The sequence below is a fragment of the Pseudoalteromonas qingdaonensis genome (assembly GCF_038739665.1).
Classification (GTDB): Bacteria; Pseudomonadota; Gammaproteobacteria; order Enterobacterales; family Alteromonadaceae; genus Pseudoalteromonas; species Pseudoalteromonas qingdaonensis.
The window spans coordinates 161,282-176,828 of record NZ_JBCGCU010000006.1 but is presented as its reverse complement, the minus strand read 5'-3'; the positions used below and the strand labels follow the sequence as shown (position 1 = coordinate 176,828).

Annotated in this window: 12 protein-coding genes; 2 read left to right on the top strand and 10 right to left on the bottom strand. The window is 51.8% G+C overall.

What is annotated here, in order from left to right; genetic code table 11:
- Window positions 1-124: 124 nt before the first annotated feature.
- The 7 genes from WCN91_RS07660 to WCN91_RS07630 form a co-directional block, all read right to left on the bottom strand.
- The gene (locus tag WCN91_RS07660) at window positions 125-934 is read right to left on the bottom strand and encodes a CsiV family protein (RefSeq protein WP_342677837.1); all 810 of its coding nucleotides are present in this window, start codon (window positions 932-934) and stop codon (window positions 125-127) included.
- A complete protein-coding gene (gene mfd / locus WCN91_RS07655) occupies window positions 934-4,407 on the bottom strand; it encodes a transcription-repair coupling factor (RefSeq protein WP_342677836.1) in 3,474 nt (1,157 codons plus the stop codon). Before mfd ends, WCN91_RS07660 begins: the two co-directional genes overlap by 1 nt.
- Window positions 4,408-4,420: 13 nt before the next feature.
- Entirely contained in the window at window positions 4,421-5,326 is a 906-nt protein-coding gene (locus WCN91_RS07650; protein WP_342677835.1) for a carbon-nitrogen hydrolase, read from the bottom strand.
- On the bottom strand, window positions 5,326-6,366 hold the full coding sequence (locus WCN91_RS07645) for an agmatine deiminase family protein (RefSeq protein ID WP_342677834.1): 1,041 nt from the start codon (window positions 6,364-6,366) through the stop codon (window positions 5,326-5,328). The genes WCN91_RS07650 and WCN91_RS07645 overlap by 1 nt, the downstream gene beginning before the upstream one ends.
- A gap of 127 nt (window positions 6,367-6,493) precedes the next feature.
- Complete coding sequence (locus WCN91_RS07640; protein WP_342677833.1) at window positions 6,494-7,072, bottom strand: PilZ domain-containing protein; 579 nt, start codon at window positions 7,070-7,072, stop codon at window positions 6,494-6,496.
- Between the two features lie 113 nt (window positions 7,073-7,185).
- The gene (locus tag WCN91_RS07635) at window positions 7,186-10,359 is read right to left on the bottom strand and encodes an efflux RND transporter permease subunit (RefSeq protein ID WP_342677845.1); all 3,174 of its coding nucleotides are present in this window, start codon (window positions 10,357-10,359) and stop codon (window positions 7,186-7,188) included.
- Between the two features lie 7 nt (window positions 10,360-10,366).
- Window positions 10,367-11,551, bottom strand: coding sequence for an efflux RND transporter periplasmic adaptor subunit (locus WCN91_RS07630; protein ID WP_342677831.1), 1,185 nt, complete (start codon window positions 11,549-11,551; stop codon window positions 10,367-10,369).
- 287 nt (window positions 11,552-11,838) lie between these two features.
- Here WCN91_RS07630 and WCN91_RS07625 point away from each other — a divergent pair, with 287 nt between their 5' ends.
- Entirely contained in the window at window positions 11,839-12,429 is a 591-nt protein-coding gene (locus tag WCN91_RS07625) for a TetR/AcrR family transcriptional regulator (RefSeq protein ID WP_342677829.1), read from the top strand.
- Here the strand turns inward: WCN91_RS07625 and WCN91_RS07620 are convergent.
- The 3 genes from WCN91_RS07620 to WCN91_RS07610 form a co-directional block, all read right to left on the bottom strand.
- Window positions 12,411-13,697: a Glu/Leu/Phe/Val family dehydrogenase gene (locus WCN91_RS07620; protein WP_342677827.1), complete on the bottom strand. Its 1,287-nt coding sequence runs from the start codon at window positions 13,695-13,697 to the stop codon at window positions 12,411-12,413. The two genes, WCN91_RS07625 and WCN91_RS07620, sit on opposite strands and share 19 nt — an antisense overlap.
- 185 nt (window positions 13,698-13,882) lie before the next feature.
- Window positions 13,883-14,416 carry a cytochrome b gene (locus WCN91_RS07615; protein ID WP_342677825.1) on the bottom strand — a complete coding sequence of 178 codons (534 nt, stop codon included), beginning with the start codon at window positions 14,414-14,416 and terminating at the stop codon, window positions 13,883-13,885.
- 134 nt (window positions 14,417-14,550) lie between these two features.
- Window positions 14,551-14,907, bottom strand: coding sequence for a hypothetical protein (locus WCN91_RS07610; protein ID WP_342677823.1), 357 nt, complete (start codon window positions 14,905-14,907; stop codon window positions 14,551-14,553).
- 279 nt (window positions 14,908-15,186) lie between these two features.
- On the opposite strand from WCN91_RS07610, the gene WCN91_RS07605 reads away from it, so the two are divergent.
- Entirely contained in the window at window positions 15,187-15,540 is a 354-nt protein-coding gene (locus tag WCN91_RS07605; RefSeq protein ID WP_342677821.1) for a DUF1428 domain-containing protein, read from the top strand.
- The last annotated feature ends 7 nt before the right edge of the window (window positions 15,541-15,547 follow it).

Genomic DNA, 15,547 nt, shown 5'->3' with positions numbered 1-15,547 from the left:
GTGAGCGCATGGATGCGCGATGTAACCAAGCTTCATGGATGAATTTGACCACATAAATCAGTGATTATATTCATCAGAATGCGTTTAGATTGAACATAAAGTAAACCGCAAAGATAAACAGACCCTAATGATTAAAACGTCTAATTTGCACCAGCATGCCAATTTGCGGGTGATCGAAATAATGGATCTCGCCGGAAATCACGCGGCGAAATTGTGAAAACTCACCGCTGACCGAGGTATCGGTATCGCCAATAGCGCGTGTTACCAGGTTAGAGGTGATATATAGATAATGATTCAGGTGCACCTTTAAAAAACCGTCCAGTTGCCACTGCGGCTCATAATGGGGGCTTGGCGATAATAATAGGCTCTCTTCCAGCTGCTGCTCGGCAAGCTTACTCATGGTGGCCACCTGCTCGCCGCCGAAAAGACGAAAACGTGGTGCCGCGCGCTTAGATTGCCCGGCGAAACGCCAACCTGTGTGTAACAGTACCTGTTTGCCTTTAAGGCTGAGGGACTGGCGCTGCTCATTAAATTGCAGTTGCTCCGGTGCCAACACATAAGGGCTGGCGGTATGGTTTTGCGCTTCGGCAATGGGGTACTTGGGCAAGCGCTGCAGATTTACCAGGTCGTCGCCTTGATAGTCACAGTAGTTGCCTTGAGTTTGTACTGTGTCTGCAAATACATCCGTTGTACGCTCGGGTGGGTTGAGCTCGCCCTTGGTACATTGGTCGTTGAGAGTTTGCAAGTAAGCCGGGGTCAGCAGGTCGATATCGTATTGATATTGGCTTAAATCGAGCTCTTCATTACGCAAGGTTTCTGTGCTGCCAGTCTGGCCCTGTTCAAAAACCAGCACTTCGATTTCAAACCAACGACCGTCCGCATAACTTGGGGCACTGAGCATAGCCGCCAATATCACTAACATTTTTCTTATCATTAATTTCCTACCTTGGCTTCAAATTCACTGATCATTGCCGTAATTAATTTAAGTCGCTCTTTGGCGTTGGCTTCACTGATCATAAAGCGTAGCCGATTCGCGCCTTCCATTCTATAGTGTTTTGGATCCGCTTGAATTAAACCAATAATAAAGCCCGGGCTGACCTTGGTTTGCTGGCTAAATTCAAAGTAACCACCTTTAGGGTTAGCTTCAACCTTGGTTATACCTATTGCACCGGCTCGTTGTTTTAGCTCCTGTAGGGAGAATAAGTTCTTTGTGGCATCGGGCAGCAGACCAAAGCGGTCGATAAGCTCCACCTTAAGCTCGTCCAGAGTTTCCGTATCACCGGCGCTGGCGATGCGCTTATAAAGGCCCAAACGCAGATTTACATCGCCTATGTAATCATTCGGCAGCAGGGCGGGCAGCTTTAAATCCACTTCTGTGTGGGATTTGAGCAGCTTGTCCAAGGTGGGCTCCTGGCCATTTTTAAGCGCTTCAACGGCCTGCTCCAGCATCTCCATATACATGCTAAAGCCGATAGTTTGAATTTGCCCACTTTGCTCATCGCCAAGGAGTTCACCGGCGCCACGGATTTCCAAATCATGGGTGGCCAGGGTAAAGCCGGCGCCCAGGTCTTCCAGCGAGGCGATGGCCTCAAGACGCTTTTGCGCATCTTTAGACATGGCTTTGGGCGGCGGCGTCAACAAATAGGCGTAGGCTTGATGATGGCTGCGGCCAACACGGCCTCGTAACTGATGCAGCTGCGCCAGACCAAGGCGGTCGGCCCTGTCCATAATTATGGTGTTGGCGCTGGGAATATCTATACCGGTTTCGATTATGGTGGTACAGACCACCACGTTGAAGCGCTGATGATAGAAATCGCTCATCAGGGATTCCAGCTCGCGCTCACGCATTTGTCCGTGAGCTACGGCCACCGTTGCTTCGGGAACGATAGCGCGGATATCTTCGGCGGTGCGCTCTATGGTTTCAACATTATTGTGCAGGAAGTAAACCTGACCACCGCGCTTAATTTCCCGCAAAATGGCTTCGCGGATCATTTCATCGTCGCGCTGACGAACAAAGGTTTTGACCGCCAAACGCTTTGCTGGCGGGGTGGCGATAATGGATAAGTCGCGCATGCCGCTCATGGCCATATTCAGGGTTCTTGGAATGGGCGTTGCGGTCAGGGTGAGAATATCCACATCGGCGCGCAGTGCTTTGATCTTCTCTTTCTGACGTACGCCAAAGCGGTGCTCTTCGTCCACCACTAAAAGGCCTAAATCGGCAAACTCGATGTTTTCCTGCAATAGCTTATGGGTGCCGATAACTATATCCACCTGGCCTTCTTTAATTTTAGTCAGGGTCGCGTTTTGCTCCTTGGTGGATTTAAAGCGCGAGAGGATATCCACCGTCACCGGAAAGTCGGCAAAGCGGTCGCGGAAGTTTTCAAAGTGCTGCTGCGCCAACAAGGTAGTGGGCACCAGCACCGCCACCTGTTTACCATCGGCCACAGCAACATAGGCGGCGCGCATGGCGACTTCGGTTTTACCAAAACCTACATCACCGCACACTAGACGGTCCATGGCGTTTTTGCTGCGCATATCTTCAAGCACGGCGGTGATGGCATTTTGCTGATCTTCGGTTTCTTCAAAGACAAAGTTGTCGCTGAACTGACGATAGCCGGCCTCATCGAGAGCGAATTGATAGCCGGGCTTGGCCTGTCGCTTGGCATAGATATCAAGTAATTCGGCGGCCACATCGCGGACTTTCTCGGCGGCGCGTTTTTTGGCTTTTTCCCAGGCATCGGAGCCGAGTTTATGTAACGGCGCGCTGGCTTCTTCACCGCCGGAGTAGCGGCTAAGCATATGCAAGGCCGCCACAGGGACGTAAAGCTTGGCGTCGTTGGCATACATTATGGTCACAAACTCGGTGGCCACGCCCGCTGCATCCAGGGTTTCCAGGCCAATGTAGCGGCCGACACCATGGTCGAGATGGACTATGGGCTGGCCTTCTTCGAGCTCGGCCAGGTTGCGAATAAGGGCATCACTGCTGACTTGGTGTTTATGCTTACGGCGACGTCGTTGGGAGACGCGAATACCCAGTAATTCCTGCTCGGTAATAAGGCTGACACGGCCGTTTTGATTTAGTACTACGCTTTGTTCAAAGGGCGCGACGATCAGACTGATATCCGCATCGCTTGCCAGCGCCGCATCGAGGTTGTCACAAGGTGTGATTTTTAATCCGCTCGGTTTTAGCAGGGTCAAGAGTGCTTCGCGGCGGCCATCGGACTCCACACTTAAAACGATGCGGCCCTTGTTTTGTTTCTCTGCCAGGGCATAGTCCAAAAACGCGCCAAAGGGAGGCTGCTTTGCATGGTCGATGCGCACCTCGGGCAAGGGCTCGGTACCCAGGTTAAAATGCCCGGCGCGCAGTGGCAGACTGGCTTGGGAGAGCTCGATACGTGGATACTGTTTAAAGCGGCTATTGAGCTCTTCAAGGGGCAGATACAAACGCTGCGGTTCTAGCAAGGGACGCAGCGGGTCAACCTTGCGACTGGTATAACGGCTGTGGACATCCGCTAAGAAACGCTCGGCACCGTGCTGAATATCGCCCATATGCATAAACACGGCCTGCTCGGGCAGGTAATCGAATAAGGTGTCCAACTGCTCAAAAAACAGCGGCAAATAATATTCTATCCCAGGTGGTAACGCACCTTTGGAGACCTGCATATACACAGAGTCTTGCTCGGCACTGGCGCCAAAGGCTTCGCGGTATTGAATACGAAAACGTTCTATATCCGCGTCCGTGGTGCCAAACTCATGGGCTGGGAGCAGGTTGATGGCCTTGATTTGCTCGCTGGAGCGCTGGGTATCGACATCGAAATGACTCATGCTGTCGATTTCATCATCAAATAAATCAAAGCGCACCGGCGCATTTTGGCCCATGGCAAAGAGGTCAACAACCGAGCCGCGCACCGCGTATTCGCCGTGCGCCATCACCTGTTGGGTGTTTATATAGCCGGCATCGTCCAGCTGTTTGCGCAGCTTGTCGATATTAAGGGTGTCACCAACGTGATAGACGATGGCATTGCCATAGATAAATTGTTTCGGCGATGAGCGCAGCATCAGGGTCGATACCGGCACAATGAGCACACCCTGATGTGAGTCGCGCAAGCGGCTCAAGGTGCTTAGGCGGGTGGAGACGATATCCTGATGCGGCGAAAAGTGATCATAGGGCAGGGTTTCCCAGTCGGGAAACACCATGACCTGCTCGCGAGGCAGTAGCGCATGAAGTTCGTGCTCAAGTTTCAATGCCGTGGGTGTATCCGGGGTGACTAGCACCACCAGTTGCGGGTGCTGCTTTACCGCTTCGCCGACACTCAGGGTCAGAGCGCTGCCGCTTAACTGACCCCATTTGATTTTATCTTGTTGCGTTTTTACCCAAGGCAATTCGATGAACTGCGCTAACTGCATGGAAATCTCCGTTTTAGTCGCGATAAAGTTTGGTTAGGTCGCCGTAATGATCGATACGGCGGTCACGTAGATAAGGCCAGATACGGCGTACATTCTCGCCGCGGGCAAGATCTAAGTTGGCGTTTAATACTTCGGCCTTGTCATCGCTGGCGGTGGCCAAAAACTCACCCTGAGGTCCGGCGATAAAAGAGTGCCCCCAGAATTGGATACCGGCACTGTGGCCCGTGGGATCCGCTTCAAAACCTGTGCGGTTGGCACTTATCACATACACGCCATTGGCGACCGCATGGGCACGTTGCGAAATGACCCAGGCATCTTGCTGACGCTTTTGCTCATCGGTATCGTCGTTAGGATCCCAGCCGATAGCGGTCGGGTAAATCAGAATTTCTGCGCCCTTGGTGGCCATTAGACGTGCCGCTTCAGGGAACCACTGATCCCAGCATACCAGTACACCCAAGGTGCCTACCGAGGTTTTAATGGGCTCGAAACCCAGATCGCCCGGGGTAAAGTAAAACTTTTCGTAAAAACCTGGGTCGTCAGGGATGTGCATCTTGCGATATTTACCAGCGATGCTGCCGTCACACTCAAGTACCACGGCGGTATTGTGGTAAAGACCAGCGGCGCGGCGCTCGAACAAGGAGGCAACTATAACTATATTCAGCTCTTTGGCCAGTGCGCCCAGGGTATCCGTACTTGGACCAGGAATGGTTTCGGCCAGGTCAAACTGGTTTACGTCTTCGCTTTGGCAAAAATATAGGCCGGTGTGCAGCTCTTGCAGCACTACCAACTTGGCGCCATTGGCGGCGGCTTCGCGTATGCCGGCGATGGAATTGTTGAGATTAAAGTTGCGGTCTGCGGTGTTTTGCTGCTGTATTAATGCCACAGCTAAAGGTGCAACGGCTAAGTTCGAAGAGGACATTATTTATTCTCCAAAAAACCATGGGGCAACTGCATGGTAATACAGTGCAGGCTGCCAAATTGTTCAATCAGGGCGCAGCAGTCCACGCCAATTACTTCACGTCCCGGATAAGCCTTGGCTATTTGTGCCATTGCCACCTGATCATGGCTGTCATTGTAGGTCGGCACCAAGACAGCATCATTAATAATAAGGTAGTTGGCGTAGGTGGCAGGGAGACGATCTCCTTCGCTGTTGTACACGGCCTTAGGCCAAGGTAGTGCGATCAGCTCATAGGCCTCGTCATTAAGACCACGCAGCGCCACCAGCTCTTCGGCCATTTTGCCAAGCTCGTCATAGTGCTCATCCTGCGGGTCATCGCAGCGCACATACACCAAGGTGTTGTTAGGAGCAAAACGTACCAGGGTATCGATATGAGAGTCGGTATCATCCCCGGCCAAATAGCCGTGAACGAGCCAAAGAATCTTGTTGGCGCCAAGCAACTCGGCCAATGCCGCATCGATTTGCTCTGCGCTCATACTGGCATTGCGGTTTTTATTGTGTACGCAGGCGCGTGTGCTTAGCAGTACGCCGTGCTCGTTAATTTCAATGGCGCCACCTTCGAGGATAAAGTCGCTCTGCTCTGTGCGCACGCCTTGATTGAGCGCCTGTGCAAACAACTGGCCATTGATGGCATTGTCTTTGTCGGCTTCATACTTGCCGCCCCAGGCGGTGAATTGGCAATCTATGGCCTTAAGCTCTTGTCCGTCGCTGAGAGTCAGCGGGCCATGATCCCTTGCCCAAGTGTCGTTACAGGGCGCATCAACAAAGCATACCTGAGTCAGGTCAATATTTTGCTCAACCAGCTTGCTGCGGATCTGCGCTTTAAGTTCGGCGTTGTCGGCGACGATCAGCAGGCGTTGGCGCGCGCTGATATGCTTGCTTAATTCAAGATAAACCTGCTCAACGGCAGATAGGTTGGCCGCCCAGTCAGTGTCTTGATGGGGCCAGGTGAGCATTACCGCATCCTGTGGATGCCACTCGGGAAGTAATCTAAAGGTCATTGCTGTCAATCACTGAAAAACAAGCCGCTAGTTTAGCATTAATAGATTGAATGTCAGCTAAATATCCTGCATTGAAGGCGGATTGACGGCAATTTTTGCCGCCTGTGACTAAGTTGCCCCAAGGCACTTAGTGCTGTTGCTGATGACGCTTTTTGAGCTGTCGGGTCTGTGCGTGCAAACTGGCTCTTACCAGCAGCTCTCTGTCTTGCTCGCGAATAAGCGTAAACAGGACTTGGTGCATAAAGCCCTGGTCGCTGGCGCTTGCGTCTATTACCTCGGCATAACAATAAATGGCCGCTGCTTCATGCTCTAAAAACAGTTTACAACGTAAGCGTTGGCCGTACTCAAAGGCAGACTCACGCCACAGGGTAAAGCCAGAGCCGCCATAGCTGTGGGCGCGCTCACTGGGATGGTCGGCATTTTCCTGCATCAGAATATGACTGAGAATAAGATCGATTTTGCGCGATTGTAAGGATAAGTATTGAGCCAGTTCACTGGCGGTTTCGCCCAGTAAACGCAAGGGGCGAAGGGCGCTTTGCTCTAAGGTGTTGGCCTCATTGGCCAAGCGAAACAGCGGCGGAATATCGCGCTCAAGTGACTCGAGGTCGCTAGGCAGCTGCGCCGATGATATGGTTTCTACCACCACATCGATGCTTTCTTGCACCTGAAAAAATTCGGCAAACAACTCGTCTTTACTGGTAGCCATACATATCTCTTAACACGCTGATTTTCCAATAGTAGCGAGCATTCGGGAAATTTAAAAGCGAGATTTGTGTGGTCTCTGAGAAAAGGCGCCATTGGCGCCTTTTTATGAGTTGCTTAAACCAAGCCTTCCTTGGTATCCACATGCTCCTTCTTATGCTGATTGGCAATTTCATCCGCCAGCTCCTGACGAGAGCGACGCTCCCTCAGGCGACGTTGAGTCAGCCAGTAGAAGAACAGGGGCACAAAGAATACCGCCAGGAAGGTGGCCGCCATCATGCCGCCCATGACCCCGGTACCCACACTGTGACGGGCACCTGCACCTGCGCCGGAGCTGAGCACCAAGGGCACAACGCCAAGGATAAAGGCCATGGAGGTCATAATAATGGGGCGAAAACGCAGGCGTGCGGCCTCAAGTGCTGCTGCGGCGGCGCTCCAGCCTTGTTGATGTTTCAACAGGGCATATTCGACAATCAAGATGGCATTTTTACCGGCCAGACCGAGCAAGGTAACCAGACCTATCTGGAAGTAAACATCATTGGTCAGACCCGCTATCCAAATGGAAATAAGCGCACCAAAGGTGCCAAAGGGCAGGGCCAGCATCACGGACAAGGGCAAAGACCAGCGCTCATACAGCGCCGCGAGGATCAAAAACACCATGATCACCGCCAGGCCCAGTGCCAATCCGGTTGTACCCGAGCTGCGCTTCTCCTGGAAGGCGGTGCCGGTCCAGTCATAGCTCATATCTGCAGGTAAAACCTGGGCGGCGATACGCTCGATTTCAGCGATGGCCTGACCCGAGCTGTATCCCGGCGCTGCCTCGCCCAGCAGCTTGACCGCTGGCAGGTTATTGTAACGGCTCAGGCTATCAGGGCCACGACTAAACTCCATGGTGGTAAAGGCGGACATGGGCACCATCTCACCCGAGCTGCTTTTAACGTAAATACGGCCTATGTCCTGAGGCTGCATACGATATTGGGCTTCCGCCGACATCAACACCTGCCAGGCGCGGCCAAACTTGTTGAAGTCATTCACATAGTAAGTGCCGAGCGTACCAGCCAGGGTATTAAAGGCCTCGTTGATATTAACGCCCATGGCACGGGCCTGCTCGCGGTCAATATCCACCTTTAATTGCGGTGCATCCGGGCGCCACAGGGTTTGTACGCCGCCGACTATGGGGCTTTTTTGCGCCTCACTCATCACCAGCTGCATGGCCTGTTGCAGTTTTTCGGCGCCGCCGGCTCCTTTATTTTGAATATAAAACTCAAAGCCGCCCGTGCTTCCTAAACCGAAGATAGCCGGTGGATTAAATGCCAGCACCAGGGCCTCGTTAATATGGGCGGTTTTACCAAAAAGCTCGCCGACCAGAGCCTTGGTATCCACTTCACGTTCATCCCAATGGGTCTGAGTGACGAACATGGTGGCGGCATTGTTTTTAAAGCCACCGCCGATAAAGTCAAAGCCGGTAAAGGCGGCAACGTTTTCGTTGGCCGGGTTTGATTGCACCGCGGCTATCACCTCATCGACCACGGCTGAGGTTCGCTCTAACGAGGCGCCATCGGGTAAAAATACCGCGACTATGTAGAAACCCTGATCTTCATCGGGTACCAGTGAGCCTGGGGTTTTTTGCCAGATGCCGATAGTGGCACTGACCATGGCCACCATAAGCACTAAACCTAGCAGGCCACGGCGTACCATAAAGCCCACCGCACCCACGTATTTATGGGTGATGGCACTGAAGAAGTTATTGAACCAGACGAAGAAGCGCGCCGTTTGCTTGTGCTCATGTTTAAGAATTAGCACACACAGCGCTGGCGTCATGGTCAAGGCAACCACACCTGAGAGGCTCACGGCAATGGAGATGGTAATGGCAAACTGGCGGAACAGCTCGCCGGTGAGGCCGCCCAAAAAGGCGATGGGTACAAACACAGAGCACAGCACTAGGACTATAGCCACCACGGGGCCGGACACCTCGCCCATGGCTTTAATGGCCGCATCCCGAGCGTTAACATGCTCTTCGTGCATAATGCGCTCGACGTTTTCCAGCACTACGATGGCATCATCGACGACGATACCGATAGACAGCACCATGCCAAACAGGGTCAGGGTATTGATGGAGTAGCCCAGCATATACATGCCGGCGAAGGTGCCAAGCAAGGAGACGGGCACCGCCAAGGTAGGGATAAGCGTTGCGCGCCAGTTCTGTAAGAACAGATATACCACCAGGAACACCAAGATCATGGCTTCAACCAGGGTTTTTAATACCTCGCGGATGGACACTTCAACAAAGCGGGTGGTGTCGTAGGAAACCACATGTTCAAGACCCGCCGGGAATTGGGGCTTAAATTCATCCATCACGGCGCCCACTTCCTTGGCTACCTCCAGGGCATTGGCACCGGGCTGCAGGAAAATACCCATCAATACGGCTTCTTTGCCGTTAAAACTGCCCTCAAAGTTATAGTCCTTGGCGCCGAGCTCAACCCGGGCTACGTCTTTTAAGCGCAGCGAGCTGCCATCGGCATTGGCGCGTAAGATAATGTTTTCAAACTCTTTTGGCTCGGACATACGGCCACGAGCGGTAACGCTGTAGACCAGAGACTGCGCCGTGGCATGGGTTGGCGTGGCGCCAATATTACCGGCGGCATACTGAGAGTTTTGCTCACGAATGGCGGTGGTGATTTCATTGACCGTCACCCCAAGTTGGCTCATTAGATCCGGGCGTAACCAGATGCGCATGGCATAGTCTTTGGCACCGAATATTTGCACATTGGTGGTGCCGGGGATGCGCTTGATGCGATCCAGTATATTCAAGGTTACATAGTTTGAGGTCCACAGCGCCGAGCGGCTGTCGTCCGGGGAGTAAAAGGCATGTACCTGTAAAAAGCTCGATGAGCCTTTTTGTACCACCACGCCCTGACGTCGGGTTTCCTCGGGCAGACGCGCTTCCACCTGTTTAACGCGGTTATTTACGTCTACTGCGGCCTGATCGGCATCTGTGCCGATTTCAAAGGTCACTTCTATGGTAGTGGTGCCAGCGCTGGTGGAGGTTGATGACATATACATCATGCCCTCAACGCCGGTAATGGCATTTTCTATGGGTGCGGCCACGGTTTGCTCCAGTACCTCAGCGGCGGCGCCGGGATAGCTGGCAGTGACCTGCACCACGGGAGGGGCAATCTCCGGGTATTGGGCCACGGGCAGGGCGCGCATGGCGGCTAAACCCGCAAGCACGATAACGATAGAGATCACAAAGGCGAAGATAGGCCTGTCGATAAAGTATCGAGAAAACAACATGTCCTTATCCTTGCTCGTTGATGACGTTAACCGGCATACCTGGGAAGAAGATACGGGCCATGCCCTCGACAATTACCTTATCGCCTGTGTTCAGGCCACTGCGGATAATCCAGAGGTTTTCCACCTTGTCGCCATTTTGATGACGATACCATTCGCCCACCTTAACAGGAGCCGGGCGGGCTATGGTGACGCCTTGCTCATTGGTCGCGGCCAGGTAAACAAATTTGCCTGTGCCATTATCGAGCACCGCCTTTTGCGGCACGGCGAAGGTACCTTTACGCTCGGCACCGATAAGTTCAACCTGCACAAACTGGCCCGGGCGCAGGCTAAAGTCCGGGTTCGCGACTATGGCCTGAAATTCCGAGGTGCCGGTATTGGCATTGATACGCACATCGGTAAAGTTTACCGCGCCCATATGCTCATACAGGCTGTCGTCTTGTAATCTTAACTGGGTTTGCCACTGACCATCGGTGGGCAGTGTCAGCTCACCGCGTTTTTGTGCCTGGCGCATCATCAGTTGTTCGCGCTCGGATAAGCCAAAGCGCACTCGCACCGGATCCAGTGCGGTGATCTGCGTCAGCAGGACTTCCGGGCCGGACACATAGGTGCCCTCGGAGACCTGCTCACGTCCCATGATACCGTTCACCGGCGCCTTCACCTGGGCATAGTCCAGATTCAGTTTAGCCTCGCGCAGCTGCACTTCGCTGGCGCTCAGTTCTGCTTTGGCGATATCGACACTGGAGCGGGCATTGTCGTAGTCGCGTTGAGATACAGATTTATCTTCATGCAGTTTGGCCAGACGTTTACTTTCTCTTTGCGCCTGCTCCAGGCGAGTTTTGGCGGCATCTAAAGCGGCTAAAGCCTGCTCATAGGCGAGCTGATAGGGCGCCAGGTCTATGGTGAAAAGTGATTGACCGGCGCTGACCTTTTGCCCTTCGGAGAAGTTGCGCGACTCAAGCACGCCACTGACGCGGGCGCGAATTTCAACCTCTTTAGAGCCAGATACAGTGGCAGGCAGCGAGATCACAAAGGGCGCATCTATGGGGGTGGCGGATTGCACTTCAACCTGTGCCGGCGGCATGGCCTGCTGTTGTTGTGGTGCCCCTTGCTCACAGGCGCTTAACAATAAGCTGGCGGTGAGCGTCAAAGACGCAGCGCGAGGAAAAGAATTAACGAGATTAGATAGCATAAGACGAGCGTTTCCCTGTGCAAATTAAATGATATTTACGCGCCATCGGGGCGCTGTACCTGGCATTTATAGGTTATTCGCGGGAGCAATCGAAGCACCAGCAGCAAGGTGAGTGTCAATCTCAGTGTAGATGATTTCACTTTGCAAAATGTAATTTATGTAACCCAGTGGTCACCAAGTAAACGAAAGTGTATACATTTTTTTAATTTAGGTATACTTTTTCGTTTACCTGCTATCTTCTTAGTGCAGTTTAGTTATACTGCCGGACGTTAAATAAGGGGCAGCACATGAGTAGCACAAAACAGCAAGCGGTGATCGGCGCGGCCATTGCCTTGTTTGCCCAGCGCGGGCTGGCAGGCACGACCATGGAAGCGGTGGCCACTAAGGCCAAGGTTTCGAAGCGAACCTTGTATAAATATTACAGCAACAAGGAGCAGCTCTTTGATGGCGTGGTTGACTTGTTGATTGAGCGTATTCGCCCGCTCAAAGATAATCCCTTTTGCACCCAAACACCGATTAAAGAGCAATTACAGAAACTTGCTGATGTTGCACTGAAGCTGACTCAGGATAAGGATTACTTAACCCTGTCGCGCATTATTATGATTGAGTCGCTGCGCTCGAAAACCCGCGCCGTGATGCTTGATGAACGCTTTAAGCATTGCGAGCAGGGGATTAACCATTGGTTTGATGAAGCCCACCGCAAGGGGGCGCTCAAAGATGTTGCCCCGGATATCGCTGCTGTGGTTTTTTTCGGTGGCCTCAAAGAGCTGGCCTTTTGGGATCAGCTTTTTACCTGGCAGCCACCGGTCGATAAGGAAAAGCTCAATGCTTTAGTTGAGCTCACCAGCAAGATGTTTGTTCAACCGCCATTGAAATAATCTGGCGTACCGTGTGCTTCTATGCCTTCACTGAGGTGTTTTAGCGCCACCGCATAGACGGCATCGCGAAAGTCCATGCCGTTTTGCTCTACCAAATCATTGGCGCGTTTAAAAGCGCGCTGCATTATCTGAGCCAGCTCATGGCTGACCTTTTCCCGTTGCCAGCGCAAACCACTGCGATTTTGCACCCACTCAAAGTAGCTAACGGTAACGCCGCCAGCATTGGCGAGAATATCCGGGACCACTATCACTCCTTTATCTTTTAAAATAGCATCGGCATCGCTGGTTACCGGGCCGTTGGCAATCTCAACTATGTAACGGGCTTGGATGGCGGCGGCGTTGGCAGCTGTGATCACCCCATCTAGGGCGGCGGGAATAAGAATATCAACATCACAGGTTAATAACTCGGCGTTACTCAGGTGTTGATGGACCTGAGCCTCACACACTGAGCCTTCACAATAAACGGCTTGTAGCTCCTTATGCTGTTGTTTTTGCCGATAAACGCTGTCTATATTCAGGCCTTGATGGAGATAAATAGCCCCTTTTGAATCGCTAACCGCCACCACCTTATAGCCGTCATTGGCGAGCAAACGTGCCACATGGTAGCCGCCGCTACCAAAGCCCTGTATCGCCACACGGGTCTCTTCTGGGATAAGTTTATCGCGCTTTTCCAGCTCCTTGATGCATAGATACGCACCGCGGCCGGTGGCATCATCGCGACCTAAACTGCCGCCCAAAGCTATGGGTTTGCCAGTGATCACAGCGGGGTTTTTTACCCGGGTAATCTTCTCGTACTCATCCATCATCCAACCCATGATCAGCGCATTGGTATAAACATCAGGGGCGGGAATATCGCGCTCGGGGCCGATAAAGTCGGCCATGGCACGCACATAAGAGCGGGATAAACGTTCGAGCTCAAAGGGGGATAGGGTTTTTGGGTCGACACAGACGCCGCCCTTGGCGCCGCCAAAGGGAATACCGACCACGGCACACTTTAGCGTCATCCACAGCGCCAAAGCCTGCACTTCATCAGCGTTGACCTGAGGGTGAAAACGTATGCCGCCCTTGGTCGGGCCGAGCACATTATTGTGCTGGCAACGATAGCCGGGAAAGTAATGAATATGGCCGTCATCCATGCGTACCTCAACATTAACATGGAGCATGGCATTGGCGTGACTGAGTGCGTTTATCACCTGAGTGGAGCATTGGGTGAGGGTGCCTATGCGCTTTAAGCGTGCTATTGCATCATCAAATACCGAACTTGCCATTTTTTCCCCTTAGTATCATTGTTTTGCAAACAGAGGTTTGCTTTATCGTTATTTACTTATCTAAGACTAGATTGTCCTTTGCCAAAATAACAACTTAGCGGACAAAGAGATATTGCTGGTGGAGCTATTATTTGTGTGTTTTCTTTTGGGCGATAAAAGGGAGCCTAGGCCCCCATATTTTGTTGTTAGTTCTTATTCTTGCCGAGCATGCGACTTAAGGTGCCGTCTTTGTCGATAAACTGATGTTTAAGTGCTGCGGCAATGTGGATGATGATGGCCAGTAGCAGCAACCAGGCCGCCGGGGCATGAATATCGTGTCCAAGATTGCCCATCCATTCGTTTTTTTCACTCTTGGGGTAGAGCTCGAAACCAAATAAGGCCGCGCCATGGCCGCCGCCTATGCTCATCATTAACCCGGAAATGGGCATTAACAAGGTGCCTATCAGCAGTACCATGTGTACGCTTTTAGCCAGTATTTCCTGCATCTTGGTCAGTTGTGCCACATGGGAAATTTCACCTTCTTTAAGTCGCCATAGCAGGCGCACAAAGGCAATACATAAGACGGTGATACCAAAGGATTTATGTAGTGCCAGCAGCTCAAATTTTTCAGCTCCCTTGGGCAGCTCCTCAACATATAGGCCAAAGGCCAATACGCCGATAAACAACAAGCCGGTGAGCCAGTGCAATACTATAGTGGGTGTCGAGAGTTTATTATTCATATTTAAGTCTCAGGTTGAGCGAAACTAAAATCCAGTATGGGTGAGATTTGTGTCAATTTCGACAGCATTCAGCGTAAATATGTGTAAATTTTACGCAAAGAAGATCTGGATCATATTTTCCAAGGCGTTGGCTTTCAATTGACGCCGATGGGCCCAAATAAGCGAATGGCCAGCATAAAGGTGATGGCCATAAACAAGGTGGAGATCATAGAGACCACTATGGGAATGACGATAAGTTGCCATAGTTTCAGGATCAGCACTTTTCTTAATACAAAAGCAAAGAGGATCACCGAGGCGACAAGGGTAGTGGGTTCGACAAGATTGAGCAGGTTGCTCAGCCAGCCGCAGGCGAGTTGAATGGCTAAAAAACTTATTGTCAGTGCCGCGGCTCTTTTATTCACTTCGTCTTTCACCCGTAAATAAGCCAGGACAAAACGAAAACCAATAAAGGTGCCGATAAAAAAAGTGAGCAAAAAGAGTGGGTGTTGCACAGAAGGGAATGCCCCTATCGCTTAGTTAAGTTGCTTAAGACTAAGGATAGACAACAAAAGCGAGTTTATTACCATAACTATCGCGCACATACGTAGAGTGAGTATATGCAAGGGGTTGAATTTATTGTAGAGAATTATCATTTTTGCGGTCGCGGGAGGAAACTTTTCCAGCGTTTTGTCGCGCATCATACATACTGTAAAGGGAGTAAATTAAGCGCCTGCTTGAATAAGTCACAAGAGAGTAGGCGGATCTACAGAGCAATATCAAGGAGAATAAACATGAGTTATGTTGATGGTTTCGTCTGTGCTGTGCCTACGGAAAAACGCGAAGAATACCGTGAACATGCAGCCAAGGCGGCGCAATTATTTAAAAAGTATGGTGCCGAGCGTGTGGTCGAAACCTGGGGTAACGATGTGCCTGATGGCAAGCTCACGTCTTTCCCCATGGCGGTGCAATGCAAAGACGACGAAACCGTGGTGTTTTCCTGGATCAGCTGGCCATCAAAAGAAGTGCGCGACCAAGGCTGGGCAAATTTTATGAAAGACCCCAGCTGTGAGGAGCAGCTTAACCCCATGCCATTCGATGGTAAGCGTCTAATTTATGGTGGTTTTGAAACCTTGCTTGATGAGTAGTTTTTTT

Coding starts and splice junctions, on each gene's coding strand:
- WCN91_RS07660 (WP_342677837.1), bottom strand. CDS start 934: ATGATAAGAAAAATGTTAGTGATATTGGCGGCTATGCTCAGTGCCCCA.
- mfd (WP_342677836.1), bottom strand. CDS start 4,407: ATGCAGTTAGCGCAGTTCATCGAATTGCCTTGGGTAAAAACGCAACAA.
- WCN91_RS07650 (WP_342677835.1), bottom strand. CDS start 5,326: ATGTCCTCTTCGAACTTAGCCGTTGCACCTTTAGCTGTGGCATTAATA.
- WCN91_RS07645 (WP_342677834.1), bottom strand. CDS start 6,366: ATGACCTTTAGATTACTTCCCGAGTGGCATCCACAGGATGCGGTAATG.
- WCN91_RS07640 (WP_342677833.1), bottom strand. CDS start 7,072: ATGGCTACCAGTAAAGACGAGTTGTTTGCCGAATTTTTTCAGGTGCAA.
- WCN91_RS07630 (WP_342677831.1), bottom strand. CDS start 11,551: ATGCTATCTAATCTCGTTAATTCTTTTCCTCGCGCTGCGTCTTTGACG.
- WCN91_RS07625 (WP_342677829.1), top strand. CDS start 11,839: ATGAGTAGCACAAAACAGCAAGCGGTGATCGGCGCGGCCATTGCCTTG.
- WCN91_RS07620 (WP_342677827.1), bottom strand. CDS start 13,697: ATGGCAAGTTCGGTATTTGATGATGCAATAGCACGCTTAAAGCGCATA.
- WCN91_RS07615 (WP_342677825.1), bottom strand. CDS start 14,416: ATGAATAATAAACTCTCGACACCCACTATAGTATTGCACTGGCTCACC.
- WCN91_RS07605 (WP_342677821.1), top strand. CDS start 15,187: ATGAGTTATGTTGATGGTTTCGTCTGTGCTGTGCCTACGGAAAAACGC.